The organism is Pseudophaeobacter sp. 1A16562, assembly GCF_041008785.1.
GTDB lineage: Bacteria > Pseudomonadota > Alphaproteobacteria > Rhodobacterales > Rhodobacteraceae > Phycobacter > Phycobacter gallaeciensis_A.
This window is the reverse complement of record NZ_JAXGFT010000002.1, coordinates 156,564-170,360: the sequence shown is the minus strand read 5'-3', so window position 1 is coordinate 170,360 and position 13,797 is coordinate 156,564. Positions and strand designations below refer to the sequence as shown.

At 61.1% G+C, this 13,797-nt stretch carries 13 protein-coding genes; 5 read left to right on the top strand and 8 right to left on the bottom strand.

Going from position 1 to position 13,797, the window contains the following annotated elements; genetic code table 11:
• Window positions 1–8 precede the first annotated feature (8 nt).
• The 5 genes from SM764_RS03210 to SM764_RS03190 all read left to right on the top strand — a co-directional run bounded on the left by SM764_RS03210 (window position 9) and on the right by SM764_RS03190 (window position 5,465).
• The gene (locus tag SM764_RS03210) at window positions 9–1,565 is read left to right on the top strand and encodes an ABC transporter substrate-binding protein (protein ID WP_274866731.1); all 1,557 of its coding nucleotides are present in this window, start codon (window positions 9–11) and stop codon (window positions 1,563–1,565) included.
• A gap of 84 nt (window positions 1,566–1,649) precedes the next feature.
• Window positions 1,650–2,627, top strand: coding sequence for an ABC transporter permease (locus SM764_RS03205; protein ID WP_368947967.1), 978 nt, complete (start codon window positions 1,650–1,652; stop codon window positions 2,625–2,627).
• Window positions 2,627–3,517: an ABC transporter permease gene (locus tag SM764_RS03200; RefSeq protein WP_368947966.1), complete on the top strand. Its 891-nt coding sequence runs from the start codon at window positions 2,627–2,629 to the stop codon at window positions 3,515–3,517. Before SM764_RS03205 ends, SM764_RS03200 begins: the two co-directional genes overlap by 1 nt.
• Window positions 3,514–4,494: an ABC transporter ATP-binding protein gene (locus SM764_RS03195; RefSeq protein ID WP_274829687.1), complete on the top strand. Its 981-nt coding sequence runs from the start codon at window positions 3,514–3,516 to the stop codon at window positions 4,492–4,494. Before SM764_RS03200 ends, SM764_RS03195 begins: the two co-directional genes overlap by 4 nt.
• Window positions 4,491–5,465, top strand: a complete 975-nt coding sequence (locus SM764_RS03190) for an ABC transporter ATP-binding protein (protein WP_274834840.1) — start codon at window positions 4,491–4,493, stop codon at window positions 5,463–5,465. Before SM764_RS03195 ends, SM764_RS03190 begins: the two co-directional genes overlap by 4 nt.
• 41 nt (window positions 5,466–5,506) lie before the next feature.
• On the opposite strand, the gene SM764_RS03185 is transcribed toward SM764_RS03190, so the two are convergent.
• The 8 genes from SM764_RS03185 to SM764_RS03150 all read right to left on the bottom strand — a co-directional run bounded on the left by SM764_RS03185 (window position 5,507) and on the right by SM764_RS03150 (window position 13,751).
• Window positions 5,507–7,429, bottom strand: coding sequence for an FAD-binding monooxygenase (locus SM764_RS03185; RefSeq protein ID WP_369000984.1), 1,923 nt, complete (start codon window positions 7,427–7,429; stop codon window positions 5,507–5,509).
• A gap of 192 nt (window positions 7,430–7,621) precedes the next feature.
• On the bottom strand, window positions 7,622–8,068 hold the full coding sequence (locus SM764_RS03180; protein WP_368947963.1) for a molybdenum cofactor biosynthesis protein MoaE: 447 nt from the start codon (window positions 8,066–8,068) through the stop codon (window positions 7,622–7,624).
• A 3-nt stretch (window positions 8,069–8,071) separates the two neighbouring features.
• Window positions 8,072–8,317: a molybdopterin converting factor subunit 1 gene (gene moaD, locus SM764_RS03175; protein ID WP_368947962.1), complete on the bottom strand. Its 246-nt coding sequence runs from the start codon at window positions 8,315–8,317 to the stop codon at window positions 8,072–8,074.
• A complete protein-coding gene (gene pgsA, locus SM764_RS03170) occupies window positions 8,317–8,988 on the bottom strand; it encodes a CDP-diacylglycerol--glycerol-3-phosphate 3-phosphatidyltransferase (RefSeq protein WP_065271245.1) in 672 nt (223 codons plus the stop codon). The genes moaD and pgsA overlap by 1 nt, the downstream gene beginning before the upstream one ends.
• Window positions 8,989–9,115: 127 nt before the next feature.
• Complete coding sequence (locus SM764_RS03165; protein ID WP_368947961.1) at window positions 9,116–9,727, bottom strand: DUF922 domain-containing protein; 612 nt, start codon at window positions 9,725–9,727, stop codon at window positions 9,116–9,118.
• A gap of 69 nt (window positions 9,728–9,796) precedes the next feature.
• Window positions 9,797–11,677 (bottom strand): excinuclease ABC subunit UvrC, encoded by a 1,881-nt coding sequence (uvrC, locus tag SM764_RS03160; protein WP_368947960.1) that lies wholly within the window; start codon window positions 11,675–11,677, stop codon window positions 9,797–9,799.
• Between the two features lie 303 nt (window positions 11,678–11,980).
• Window positions 11,981–12,820, bottom strand: coding sequence for an SDR family oxidoreductase (locus SM764_RS03155; RefSeq protein WP_369000983.1), 840 nt, complete (start codon window positions 12,818–12,820; stop codon window positions 11,981–11,983).
• Window positions 12,792–13,751: a calcium/sodium antiporter gene (locus SM764_RS03150; RefSeq protein WP_274829695.1), complete on the bottom strand. Its 960-nt coding sequence runs from the start codon at window positions 13,749–13,751 to the stop codon at window positions 12,792–12,794. Before SM764_RS03150 ends, SM764_RS03155 begins: the two co-directional genes overlap by 29 nt.
• Window positions 13,752–13,797: the final 46 nt, after the last annotated feature.

Genomic DNA, 13,797 nt, shown 5'->3' with positions numbered 1-13,797 from the left:
AGATCCAGATGAAACTCATGTCACGCCTCTTGGGCGCGGCCGCATTTGCCGCACTATCCTCTACCGCCCTGCCCGCATTTGCCGACGGTGGCACGCTGGTCATCGCCTCCAGTCAGGTGCCGCGACACCTGAACGGCGCGGTGCAATCGGGCATCGCAACCGCCGTGCCGTCGACGCAGATTTTTGCCTCGCCCATCCGTTATGACGAAAACTGGGAGCCGCAGCCCTATCTGGCGAAAAGTTGGGAAACCTCCGAGGACGGCCTGACCGTCACGCTGAACCTGGTCGACAATGCCACCTTTCACGACGGAGAGCCGATCACCTCGGAAGATGTGGCCTATTCCATCCTGACCACAAAGGAAAACCACCCTTTTAAATCCATGTTCGCACCGGTCGAAAGCATCGACACGCCAGATGCGCATACGGTTGTGATCAACCTCAGCAATCCGCACCCGGCGCTGCTGCTGGCGCTGTCGCCCGCGCTGGCTCCGGTCCTGCCCAAGCACGTATTCGACGATGGGCAGGACATCAAATCCCACCCGATGAATTCCAAACCCGTCGGCTCCGGCCCCTTCATGCTGGAGGAATTCAAAGCAGGCGAGGCCATCGTTCTGAAGAAGAACCCGAATTTCTTCCTCGACGGGCGCCCCAAGCTGGATGAGATCATCGTCCGCATCATCAAGGATCCCTCGGCGTTGCTGATCGCGATGGAAAACGGCGAAGCGGATATGTACCCCTTCATGGCCGGCAGCCAGGAAATCCGCCGCCTTGAAAAAGCCGACCATCTGGGTGTCACCGCCGAAGGCTATGCTGCGGTTGGTCCGCTCAACTGGCTGGCCTTCAACACCGCCTCCCCCAAGCTGAGCGACGTGCGGGTGCGTCAGGCGATTGCCTATGCGGTGGATCGCGACTTCATCACCAAGGCGTTGCACAGAGGCGTTTCCACGCCGCAACGGGGTCCGATCATCGAAAGCTCGCCCTTCTTTGACGAGAGCATCCCCGCCTATGATGCCGATCTGGACAAGGCAAAGGCCCTGATGGCCGAAGCCGGGTTTGCTGACGGGATGGAACTGACCATTGATTTCATCCCCGGCCCCAAGGAACAGCAGCAGTCGATTGCCGAATACATGAAATCGCAGCTGAAGAAGATCGGTATTGCCGTCACCGTGCGCGCCGCGCCAGATTTCCCGACCTGGGCCGGCCGGGTTGGCGGCCATGACTTTGAACTGACGATGGATATCGTGTTCAACTGGGGCGACCCGGTAATCGGGGTGCACCGTACTTATCTCAGCGACAACATTCGCCAAGGCGTGATCTGGTCCAACACCCAGCAATACGCCAATGCAAAGGTCGATGAACTGCTGAACGCCGCCGCCATCGAAAGCGATCCGACCAAGCGTAAGGAGCTTTATGCCGAGTTCCAGCAGATCGTCGCAAAGGACCTGCCGGTCTACTGGATCAACGCGCTGCCCTATCACACGGCCTACGACAAGAAACTGATGAACGTTCCCACTGGCATTTGGGGCACCATGCACCCGATGGACATGGTCTCCTGGGGCGAATGAGCCCGGGCCTGATCGGCTGAACCGGCGGGCGCCGACAAACAGAATACTGGCGCCCGCCCTCTTTCTTTCTGCCGGGGACATGTAATGAATGCTTCGTTTTTGATACGCCGGATTGGCTATGGGCTGGTCCTGATGCTGGGTGTGGTGGTCCTGAACTTCTTGCTGATCCGCCTGGCGCCGGGTGATCCGGCAGTGGTGATTGCCGGGGAAATGGGCGGCGCCACCGAAGAGATGCTGGAAAGCATCCGCGAAGAATACGGACTGAACAAGCCGCTGATCACGCAGCTGGGCATCTATGTCGGCAATGTGGTGACAGGCGACCTTGGCGAAAGTTTCTTCTTCAACCAGCCTGTTGCCACCCTGATCGCCCAGCGCATCCTGCCGACCATCCTGTTGGTGGTCACGGCTCAGGTCCTGTCGATCATCATCGGGGTGTTCCTCGGCGTAATTGCCGCGCGCAAACCCAATGGGATAATGAGCGCCTTCGTCTCGGTCTTTGCCACCATAGGATATGCGGTACCGGTGTTCTGGACCGGCATCATGCTGATCATCCTCTTTGCCAGCGTTTTGCCGATCTTCCCTGTCGAAGGCATGCAATCGGTCAAGCTGCGCGATGCGGGGATCTTTGTGCAGGCGCTGGACGTGCTGCATCACCTCGCCCTTCCGGCCTTTACGCTCGCCATCATCTATCTGGCGCAATACGCCCGGCTGTCGCGTGCCTCGATGCTTGAGGTGCTGGGATCCGATTACATTCGCACCGCCAAGGCCAAGGGCGCCTCGCAGCGCTCGATCCTGTTCAAACATGCGCTGCGCAACGCGGCCCTGCCGATCCTGACGGTGGCCGGCCTGCAATTCGGCAACCTGATCTCGGGCGCGCTGCTGGTGGAGACCGTGTTCAACTGGCCCGGCATGGGGCGGCTGGCCTTCGATTCCATCCTGCGCCGCGATTACCCAACCATCATGGGGGTCCTGTTCTTTGCCAGCGCCATGGTGGTGATCGCCAATATCCTGACGGACATGAGCTACCGGCTGGCCGATCCGCGACTGAGGGAGAAAAGCTGATGTCCGACAACACCGCAACCGACACGTCTGCGACCGAGCATCAGGCCCAAAGCCCGGCACTGGAAGCCTGGCGGATGTTCCGCCGCAACATTCCGGCCTTGTTCGGGGTGGTGCTGCTGACCCTAATCATCGGCGCGACGCTATACGGCACCTTCTTTTACAGCGGCGATCCCTTCGACATCGTCTGGGCTCCGCATGAACCGCCCGGGGTGACGCCCGAGTTTCCCCTTGGCACCGACTATCTGGGCCGAGACATCATTGCGGGCATGCTGACCGGGGGCGGGCCGACCCTGGCGGTCGGGGCGGTTGCGGCTGCGATCACCATGGTGATCGGCATCGCGATGGGCGCCTTGGCCGGGTACTATGGCGGCTGGGTCGACAACCTCTTGATGCGCGTCACCGAGTTCTTTCAAGTGCTGCCTGCCCTTTTGTTTGCCATGGTGCTGGTGACGCTGCTGTCGCCCACCCTGTTCACCATCGCCTTTGCCATTGGGGTGGTTAGCTGGCCGCAGACCGCGCGCCTGACACGGGCCGAGTTCCTGAAGATCAAGAACCTTGAGTACGTCACCGCCGCCCGTGCGATTGGCGCCCGGGACAAACGCATCATCTGGACCGTGATCCTGCCCAACGCCCTGCCGCCGCTGATCGTCTCAGCCACGCTGACTGTGGGAGTCGCGATCCTCTTCGAAGCAGGGCTGAGCTTCCTTGGACTTGGCGATCCAAATGTCATGAGCTGGGGCCTGATGATCGGAGCCAACCGCGAATACATTCTGGACGCCTGGTGGCCGGTCACTTTCCCGGGGCTTGCGATCTTCTTTACCGTCTTTGCCGTCAGCCTGATCGGAGACGGGCTCAACGATGCCTTCAATCCAAAGCTGAGGGAACGATGAACCACCTTCTCGAAATCGAAGACCTGCGCGTCACCTTCAATACCCGCTATGGCGAAGTCACCGCGCTGGACAGCATTTCGATGCATGTCAGCGCCGGTGAAACCCTGGGCGTGGTGGGCGAAAGCGGCTGCGGAAAATCCATCACCGCCCTGTCGGTCATGGGGCTGATCCCAACCCCGCCCGGCCGCATCGCCGGTGGCGCGATCCGCCTCAATGGTGAGGATCTGACCCGTGCCTCTGAATCCCGGATGCGTGCCCTGCGCGGCTCGGAAATGGCGATGATCTTTCAGGAGCCAATGACCTCGCTCAACCCGGTGTTCACTGTCGGGGATCAGATTGCCGAGGCCATTATGCTGCACCAGAACGTCAGCCGCGATCAGGCCCTGCGGGATGCGGTGGCGCTGCTGGACCGGGTCGGTATCCCGTCGCCCGACGCACGGGCGCGGGATTATCCGCACCAACTGTCTGGCGGCATGCGCCAGCGGGTGATGATCGCCATGGCCGTAAGCTGCCGCCCAAAAGTGCTGATCGCGGATGAGCCGACAACCGCGCTGGATGTGACGGTGCAGGCGCAGATCTTTGACCTGCTGAACGAAATCCAGCGCGATTTCGGCTCCGCCATCATCCTGATCACCCACGACATGGGCGCAATCAGTGAAATGGCGGACCGGGTGGCGGTCATGTACGCCGGGCGGGTCATCGAGGAAGCCAGCGCCGACGATGTGCTGGACTATCCGCAACACCCCTATGCGCGAGGGCTGATCTCCTGCATCCCGGCCCTTGGCAAAGGCGATATGCCGGAGACCTTGGCGGAAATCCCCGGCGTGGTGCCGCCGCTGCATTTGCTGGGGGCGGGCTGCGCCTTTGCTGATCGCTGCGCCCATCGCACCGATCGCTGCACCCGTGAAAAGCCGCTTCTGGCCACCCATGGCCACCATCCCGCGGCCTGCCACGCGGTCGAGGAGAACCGGATATGACAACGCTTCTGGATGTACGGGATCTGAAGGTCCGCTTTGCCCTGCCGAAACCTTCGCTCTTTGCACCGCAACCCTTTCTGGAGGCGGTGCGGGGCGTGTCCTTCACGCTGGAGCGGGGCCGTGCCCTTGGCATTGTCGGCGAAAGCGGATCGGGCAAGACCACCGCGGCCATGTCGACGATCCGGCTGGTACCTGCGGCTGGGGGCGAGATCCTGTTCGACGGTGAAGACCTGCTGCAACTGGATGACGAGGCGATGCGCGCCCGGCGGCGCGATATCCAGCTGATCTTTCAGGATCCCTATTCCTCGCTCAACCCGCGGGCACGGGTGGTGGATATCGTGCGCGAGCCGATGGACCTAATGAATATCGGCGATGCCGACAGCCGTCTGGCCCGGGTCAAGGAACTGTTCGAACTGGTCGGCCTGCGCCCTGATCAGCTGAACCTCTTCCCGCACCAGTTCTCGGGCGGGCAGCGGCAGCGGATTTCCATCGCGCGCGCACTGACCACCAACCCCCGGCTGCTGGTCTGTGACGAACCTGTCAGCGCCCTCGACGTGGCCATTCAAGCGCAGATCCTGAACCTGCTGGCGCGGCTGAAACGGGAACTTGGCCTGTCCTACCTGTTCATCAGCCACGATCTGGGCGTGGTCCGGCACCTCTGCGATGATGTGGCAGTGATGTATCTGGGCCAGATCGTGGAGCAAGCCAGCCGGGAGGAGCTGTTCGACAGTCCGAAACATCCCTACACGCAGGCCCTGCTGGCAGCGGCGCCCTCTCTGGCACGGCGCAAGTCCAAAGGCTATGTGCGGCCGCTGAAACTGTCCGGCGATCCGCCCAGCCCGATCAATCCGCCAAAAGGCTGCGCCTTTGTGGACCGCTGCCCGCTGGCGCAGGATCTGTGCCGACAGGAGCAACCTGTCCTGAAACCCAATGGGGCCAGCCAGGTCGCCTGCCATTTCGCAGCGGCATAAGGCCCGCAGCCCCGTTACGGGGCTGCAGAGCTCCGTCTCTCTTATCCCGCTGCCGGGATCATGAAGCCGTCAAAGAACTGGCTGAGCGCCTCATGGGCATCCAGTGGCAGAACCTGGGCCACGTGCTGATCCGGACGCACCAGCACCATGCAGCCCTGGCTCCGATCAATACCGCGCATGTCAAAGATATCCTGCCCCGATTTCAGATCCGGGCAGAAGACCTTCTCGTAATCGCGCAGCCCGTAGCGTCCCTTTAGAGGCCGCAGGAGTGAGGGCATGTCCCCCGGCGTCAGGCTGCGGTGCTCCTGCTGCAGCACCGCGCGCACATCCAGAACGGAATCGATATCTGCCCCCTCTGCCGTGTAGCGCCGCAAAGGTGAGGCGGCATCGCTTTCCAGATACTGACATAGCGCATGCAAAGCGCCGCCTTCCTGTCCCCGGTCATCGGCCGCGGCAAAGGCGAAGAGGCGCCAGCGCCCATCGGCCCGCACCACATGGCCCAGTTGCAGGGGACGCGCATCCGCCAGTCGGATCACCGGCGCCGAATGGAACCGCATGCCCAGAGGAAACCCGCTGGCCAGTGCCTGATGGGTGTCCGCTCCGGTCAGAACCGAGGGCGCGTATTGGATGGCCGTGCCGGCAGTGAACCGCCCGTGCTGCACGAAATATTTCTGGAACTCCTCGGGATCGACGCCGCCCTCAGCATCGCCGGTCTTGGGCTTGGCGCTGAACATGCGGGCGAACTCGCGGTCGAAATCGATCAGCATCTTTGCCACCCCCTGCCGTTCGGCAGAGTAGCTGTGCAGTATTTCGGGCACCGCCTGCTTGCGCAGGACAGCGGCCAGCTTCCAGCCCAGATTGAACCCGTCGCGCATGGAGACGTTCATGCCCTGCCCCGCCTTTGGACTGTGCGTGTGGCAGGCATCCCCGGCGATGAAGACGCGCGGCAGCTGACTGTCGATGTTTTCGGCCGGAACGTCGTCGAACTTGTCGCACAGCCGCTGACCGATCTCATAGACCGACCACCATGCGGTTTCCTTCACCTCCAGCGTATAGGGATGCAGGATCCGCTGCGCCGCCGCGACCAGTTTGTCGAGGGTGATATTACGGCTGGCGACCCGCTCATCCTCTTTCAGCTTGTCCAGTTCGATATAGAGGCGAACCATGTAGCCGCCTTCGCGCGGGATCACCAGAAGGTTGCCCTCTTCCGCGGAATGCACGGTGGCCTTCATGCGGATGTCGGGAAAGTCGGTGACGGCCAGAACATCCATCACGCCCCAGGCCTGATTGGCGGAGTCGCCCGTCAGCTTGCGCCCAATCGCCTCGCGCACGCGGCTGCGGGCGCCATCGCAGCCCACCACGTATTTTGCCCGCAGCTCATGGGTTTCTCCCTCATGGCCGGGTTCCGTGCTCTCCAGCGTTACGGTCACCGGATACTCCGCATCTCCGGTCACCGTCAGATTCTTGATGCGCTGGTTGTACCAGGGCGCCATCGCCGTCGGCGCATTGGCCATAGTCTCCAGAAAGAAATCATGCACCCGCGCCTGATTGAGGATCACATGAGGGAATTCGGACAGCCCATCCTCGGTGTCCTGAATACGGCCACTGCGGGTGATCGTGCCGGGGTTTTCCGCATCTGGGCGCCAGAACGAGGTTTCATTGACCCAGTAGGATTCCTTCAGAACCTTCTCGCTGAAGCCAAACGCCTCGAACATCTCCATCGAGCGGCAGGCAATCCCATCCGCCTGCCCCACCTGAATGGGGCCAGCACGTTGTTCGACAATCCCGGTGCGGATGTCCGAAAACGCAGCCAGCTGGCTGGCAAGCACCAGACCCGTGGGGCCGGTACCGACAATCAGAACGTCCAGCGTGTCGGGCAACGGCGCCGTATCCCCCCCGTTTTGTCTCAGGTCCGTGTGCACCGCGGGATCGCCCGGGCGAAATCCGTTCAGGTGATATTGCATGCGCTTTCCTCCACGATCTCGGCACTTGATAAGTCCACTTACATTTTAGAGATGCCGTGTGTCAATTATTATATGTATACTTACTTTAATTCGTGAAACCTGTCGAAATCCCAAGTGTACACAGCAGAAAGCTCCCCGCCGGGGTCCCCCAGCAGGCCGGATGCAGGCTCTAAATGTCCTTGAAGTGACGGATTACCAGCGCTTCAGCGCGTCTTCATCGGCGTCCTTGGCGGCGACCCATTCGGCCTCGCCATCCCGCAGGACCTCTTTTTTCCAGAATGGGGCGCGGGACTTCAGGTAATCCATCAGGAACTCGGCCGCCTCAAAGGCGTCCTTGCGGTGGCGAGCGGCGGTTGCGACCATCATGATGCGCTCTCCGGGTTCCAGCCGTCCGTAGCGGTGGATTACCAGCGCATCCGCAAGATCCCAGCGCGTCATCGCCTCGGAGGCGATTTTTTCCAGCGCCTTCTGCGTCATGCCGGGATAATGCTCAATCTCCATCGCGGCCATATCGCCGGTGTCTGCATCGCGCACGACGCCAGTGAATGTCACCACAGCCCCGGCCCCGGCCACTGCATCGGCAAAAGCTTCGGTGACCGACCCAAGATCAAAGGGGCCTTCCTGCACCAGAACGCGCATCGCCTAGCCCCCCGTCATCGGCGGGAAAAAGGCTACTTCCCGAACACCGTCAAGCGGGGCATCAAAATCGGAAAGCTCCTGATCCAGCGCCACCCGCAGGGCCGAGATATCGGCAAAGGCCGCCGCATAGCGCGGCTCCCGTGCGCGCAATTCCTCGACCAGATCCGACACGGTTGCCGCCGTCGTTTCAACGCGCTCGCGCGGCAGGCCAATCCGTTCACGCACCCAGGCAAAATACAAGACATCCATCAGCGCGTCTCCTTCAGAAATGGCAGGGCCTTTTTCAGATAGTCGGCCCCGGTGATCAGGGTCAGCGCCGCTGCAATCCACAGCAGCCACAGCCCGATGCGGCCGGTCCAGACCATGCCTTCGAATTTCCATCTGAGGCCGGTTACATCCTCGACCTCCCCTGCAAGGATCTGCCCCAGCAGCTCATCATCCATCCCGAAGGAGGACATCACCAGATAGTGCTCGAACACCCCTTGGCAAAACAGGGTGGCGATGGCCGTCATCTGGGCCGTCGTCTTCCACTTGGCCAGTTTGGTGACCTTGAGCGTGCCAGCCGTATCCCCCAGGTATTCCCGCAGGCCAGAGACGAATACCTCCCGAAACAGGATAACCGTCGCGGGCAGCACCAGCCAAGGCGCCCAATGCTCGGCCGCGTAGCCAACAAGGATCATCAGCGCGATCACCACCATCGCCTTGTCCGCAATCGGATCCAGCATCGCGCCGATCTTGGTCTCCTGCTTCCAGGCACGCGCCAGATAGCCGTCGAACCAATCGGTCACCGCTGCGCCGACAAACAGCAACAGCGCAAACCAATCCGCCAGCGGACGGCTGAAGTAGAGAAACATGATGGCAAGACCGGGTGCAGCCAGCAGCCGCACGATGGTCAGGATATTGGGCAAGGTCCACGTCATGGACGCACATTATCCGGCTGTTTCACAAGTGGAAAGCAGGCTTAATCAAATTTTGACGTGGTCCGGCAAAGACCGGCCGCGACCAATTGTGTCGCTGCAGATCCGCTGCGCCGGGAATGTGGTCCGATCACCCAACCGAGGTATCCAAAAGTGCGCCCTTCTTTTCACCGTGATGACTGGAATGATCGAACTTCCGGTGCACCTCGTTCAGGCGATTGCGGTCGTCAAAGATGTGGATGTTGATGACCCGCATCAGGTCTTCCTGAGCAAGCTTGAGGGCTTCCGCCTCGGTTTCGGCCAGCCCGGTGCCTTTGAGCTTGTCCAGTTCCTTGGCGATTTTCTCGCATTCCTTCTTGGCCTTGATCAGATGTTCCCCCTCATGCGCGAGGCAACAGGCATAAAAACGGTACCATTCGATCAGTGCCCGCGGTGACAGGCCGCTGACCGAGCGTTTCGGACATCGCACCGTGGTGTGCAGGATCAGCTTCAGCGTAGAAACCTTGGTCGTGACCTCGAACCAGCCGGTCTTCTTGTCGACCTTTGCCTTGCCATCCGCCACGTATTTGCCCTTGGCGGTGAGGCACTCCAGCTCCGTGGTGGTAAGAAAGGTGACCTTCTTGTTGTCGTTCGGGTCCTTGGGCCCCTTGCTCTTGATGCTTTTAGCAATGTCCGGCAGCGTCTTTCCGGACACAGAATAGGTGTCGTAGGCGACGGGCTTTACGGTCAGGGAAACAGCCATGGCTCCTCCGGGCGGCTAGGGACGCGCGCCCAGAATAGCATGTTTCCCCCCTACCCCAAAATCAGACGCCTAGCCTTGCGCGTGGAAGTGGTCGTAGATCCGCTCTGCCAGCGCCTCGGAAATGCCGTCCACCGCCTTGAGGTCAGCCAGATTGGCGCGGCTCACCGCCTTGGCGCTGCCGAAATGGGCTAGCAGTGCACGTTTCCGGCTGGCGCCGACACCAGCCACTTCATCCAGCGGTGTCGCCCCCATCGCCTTGGCCCGTTTGGCCCGATGGGTGCCGATGGCAAATCTGTGCGCCTCGTCCCGCAGACGCTGAATGAAATAAAGCACCGGATCGTTGCGCTGCAGGGCAAAGGCATTCTCGCCCAGCCGGTGGAACTCTTCCTTGCCGTGGTCGCGATCCACCCCCTTGGCGACGCCGACCATGGGAATATCCTGCACGCCGTGTTCTGCCATGATCTCCGCCACCGCCGACACCTGCCCGGCGCCGCCGTCGATCAGCAGAAGATCCGGCCACAGCCCCTTTTCCCGGTCGGGATCCTCTTTAAGCAAGCGAGAGAACCGGCGGTTCAGCACTTCTTTCATCATGCCAAAGTCATCACCCGGCACCAGGTCATCGCCCTTGATGTTGAACTTGCGATAGGCATTCTTCATCAGCCCCTCGGGGCCCGCGACGATCATGCCACCGACCGCATTGGTGCCTTGGATATGCGAGTTGTCGTAGACCTCTATCCGATTTGGCGGACCGTCTAGGCCGAAGGCCTCCGCCAGCCCCTTCAGCAGCTTGGCCTGCGTCGCGCTTTCAGCCATGCGGCGGGCCAGGCTTTCGCGGGCATTGCGCACGGCACCAGCGACCAGTTCAGTCTTTTCACCGCGTTGCGGGACCATCACCTCGACCCGGCGCCCAGCCTTCTCGCTCAGCGCCTGTTCCATCAGATCGCCATTCTCGATATCATCAGACAGGATCAACTGCCGCGGCGGTTCCTTGTTGCTGTAGAACTGGCCAAGGAAGGCCTCCATCACCTCGGCGGGGCTGTTGTCGGCATCGACGCGGGGATAGAAATCCTGATTGCCCCAGTTCTGGTTCGCCCGGATGAAGAAGACCTGAACGCAGGCCTGCCCCCCCTCCATGTGCAGACCGATGACATCCGCCTCGGCCACACCGCGCGGATTGATGCCCTGCGCCGTTTGCACCTGTGTCAGCGCCTTGATCCGGTCGCGCAAGGCGGCCGCGCGCTCGAACTCCATCGCTTCGGAGGCCGCCATCATCTGTTCCGCCAGTTCCTCCTGGATCTTGGTGGAGCGCCCGGATAGGAACCGTTCGGCATCGCGGACGCTGGCGGCATAGTCCTCGGCGCTGATTTCCCCGGTGCATGGGGCCGAGCAGCGCTTGATCTGATATTGCAGACAGGGGCGCGTGCGGCTCTCGAACATTGCGTCCGAGCAGTTGCGCAGCAGGAATGCTTTCTGCAGCTGGTTCAGCGTCCGGTTCACCGCGCCTGCGCTGGCGAAGGGGCCGAAATAGCTGCCCTTTTCCTTGCGGGCGCCCCGGTGCTTCTTGATCTGCGGATAGGCGTGATCCTTGGACACCAGGATATTGGGAAAGCTTTTGTCATCGCGCAACAGCACGTTGTACTTCGGCTTCAGCTGCTTGATCAGATTCTGCTCCAGCAGCAGCGCCTCGGTTTCCGTCCGCGTGGTCAGGAACATCATCGAGGTGGTCAGCGCGATCATCCGTTCGATCCGCGGACTATTGCCCGGCCGGGTGTAATTCGACACCCGCGCCTTCAGATTGCGCGCCTTGCCCACATAAAGAACCCGGCTGTCGGCATCGAGCATGCGATAAACGCCGGGCGAGGAATCCAGCGTTTTCACATAGTCCTGAATGACGGCATAACCGCTGCGCGGCGGTTCCGCGGGCGATGCATCTGATGTCTGATCAATCATGTCCTGACACATATGATTCTACGCATGTCGCTGCAATGTTTCCCAGCCTGTTTCAAGAGCGGACAAATCCACCACTCCTGTGGATAAGTGTGAAGATATCTTCGGGCTATCCAACGATTTCCCTTGTTTTCGACCGGTTTTGGATAAATGCCTAAAATTTAGGCGGATATATAAGATATTGGTTTTGTTTTGAAATTTTTCCGATACCTGACAAGGTTTTGAAAACAAAGACACTTTTGTAACGGGTTTGTGATCATCGCGCTGGTGGTGCAAAACTTTTCGCAAAGACCGGTCCGGCAGGGGCTATTCAAGCCCGACAACGTCCGGCGTTTCCCAAGCCAGATGCTGCCCGCCGTCGACACAGATCAGCTGTCCGGTAACCGCTGGCGCCTCCAGAAGATAGCCTAGTGCGGCCGTGATATCGCCCAGATTGGCGCCCCGCTGCAGGACGGTTCTGGCCCGTTGATCGGTGAACTGCTGCGGGCTCTGCCGCGGCCCCTGCAGGGTCGGTCCCGGCCCGATAGCGTTGACCCGGATCCGGGGCGCCAGCCCCTGCGCCGCCGTCTGCGTCAGCGTCCAGAGGGCGGATTTGGCCAACGTGTAGCTGCTGAACTCAGGCGTCAGCCGCCGTACCCGCTGATCGATCATGTTGACCACCAGCCCCCAGGCCTGCGGTTCATTGCTCTCATCAAACGGCTGCTCGACCTCTTGTGCGGCCATCGCTTGCATCAGCACGAAGGGAGCACGCAGGTTGCTGCCGAAATGCCGGTCCCAGCTTTCCCGCGTCGCGGTTTCAAAACTGTCATGCTCGAAGATAGAGGCGTTGTTCACAAGGCAGGTGATCGGACCGCCCAACGCCTTGGCAGCCGCAGGCAGTAGTTCTACGGCTTCAGCCTCACACAGAAGATCCGCCTGCACCAGTTCAGCGCGCCGCCCCAAGCCCCGTATCGCATCGGCAGTGGTATTCGCCTCAGCCTCAGAGGTCGCGTAATGGACGGCAACGTCGAACCCCTGCCGGGCCAGTTTCAGGGCCATCGCCTGCCCCAGACGTTTGCCCGCTCCTGTCACCAAAGCCCGCATGGATGCCTCCCTGATTGCCTGCCTGCTTCTGTGGTCAGAGCAGGACCCACAGATAGAGCACATAAAGCCCGGTCAAGAGACCACCCCACCGGCGCGTGATGTCCATCTTGAAAAAGACAAAAGGAAAGATAAGCAGCGAGGCCGCCAGCATCACCCAAAGGTCAAAGCGCAGGAATTCGGGATCGACCGAGATCGGCCCGACAAAGGTTGCCACACCGATGATGGCCAGCAGGTTGAACATGTTGGAGCCGATGACATTGCCCAGCGCGACATCCGCCTGCCGCCGCAGCGCCGCCATGACCGTGGTGGCCAGTTCCGGCAGGGAGGTTCCGATCGCCACCAACGTCAGACCAATAACGGTTTCGCTGATGCCATACATCCGCGCGATGATCGTGGCATTGTCTACCAGCAAATCCGCGCCCAGTGGCAGGCCGACCAACCCCAGAACGAGATAGACACCAATGCGCCAGAACGGCATGTCGGGGTCGGCTTCCTCGATCTCTTCCAGATCATCCGCTGCCTCCGCGTTCCCATTCCGGTTGCGCCGGTGTGCCCGTGCCTCGCGGAATGCGCCGCCCAGTACAATCGCCAGCGCCGCCAGCAGGATCAGCCCCGACCACAGGGTGAACACCCCGACGAAAGCCAACGCGATGAACAGCACCGAGGCGATGAGCATGTAAACATAGTTTTTCTGCGTCGCGCATTTGCTGGTATCCAGCCGCATCAGGATCGCAGGCACGCCCAGAACCAGAAGGATATTGGCTGTATTGGATCCTACGACGTTGCCCATCGCAATGCCGTCGGCACCTTCCATAACCGCGCTGATGGCAATCAGAAGTTCCGGCGCCGAGGTACCAAAGGCCACGATGGTCAGACTGACGATCAGGGCCGGAACGCCAAGGCGCAGCGACAGGTTCACCGCCCCGCGCACCAATGCGTCCCCGGCCAGCAGCAGGATCACCAGGCCCAGTCCACAATACAACCAAGGCATCATCGCCGTGGTCCTCCTTTTCCGCAGGCGCAGGGCCCTTTGCCAATCC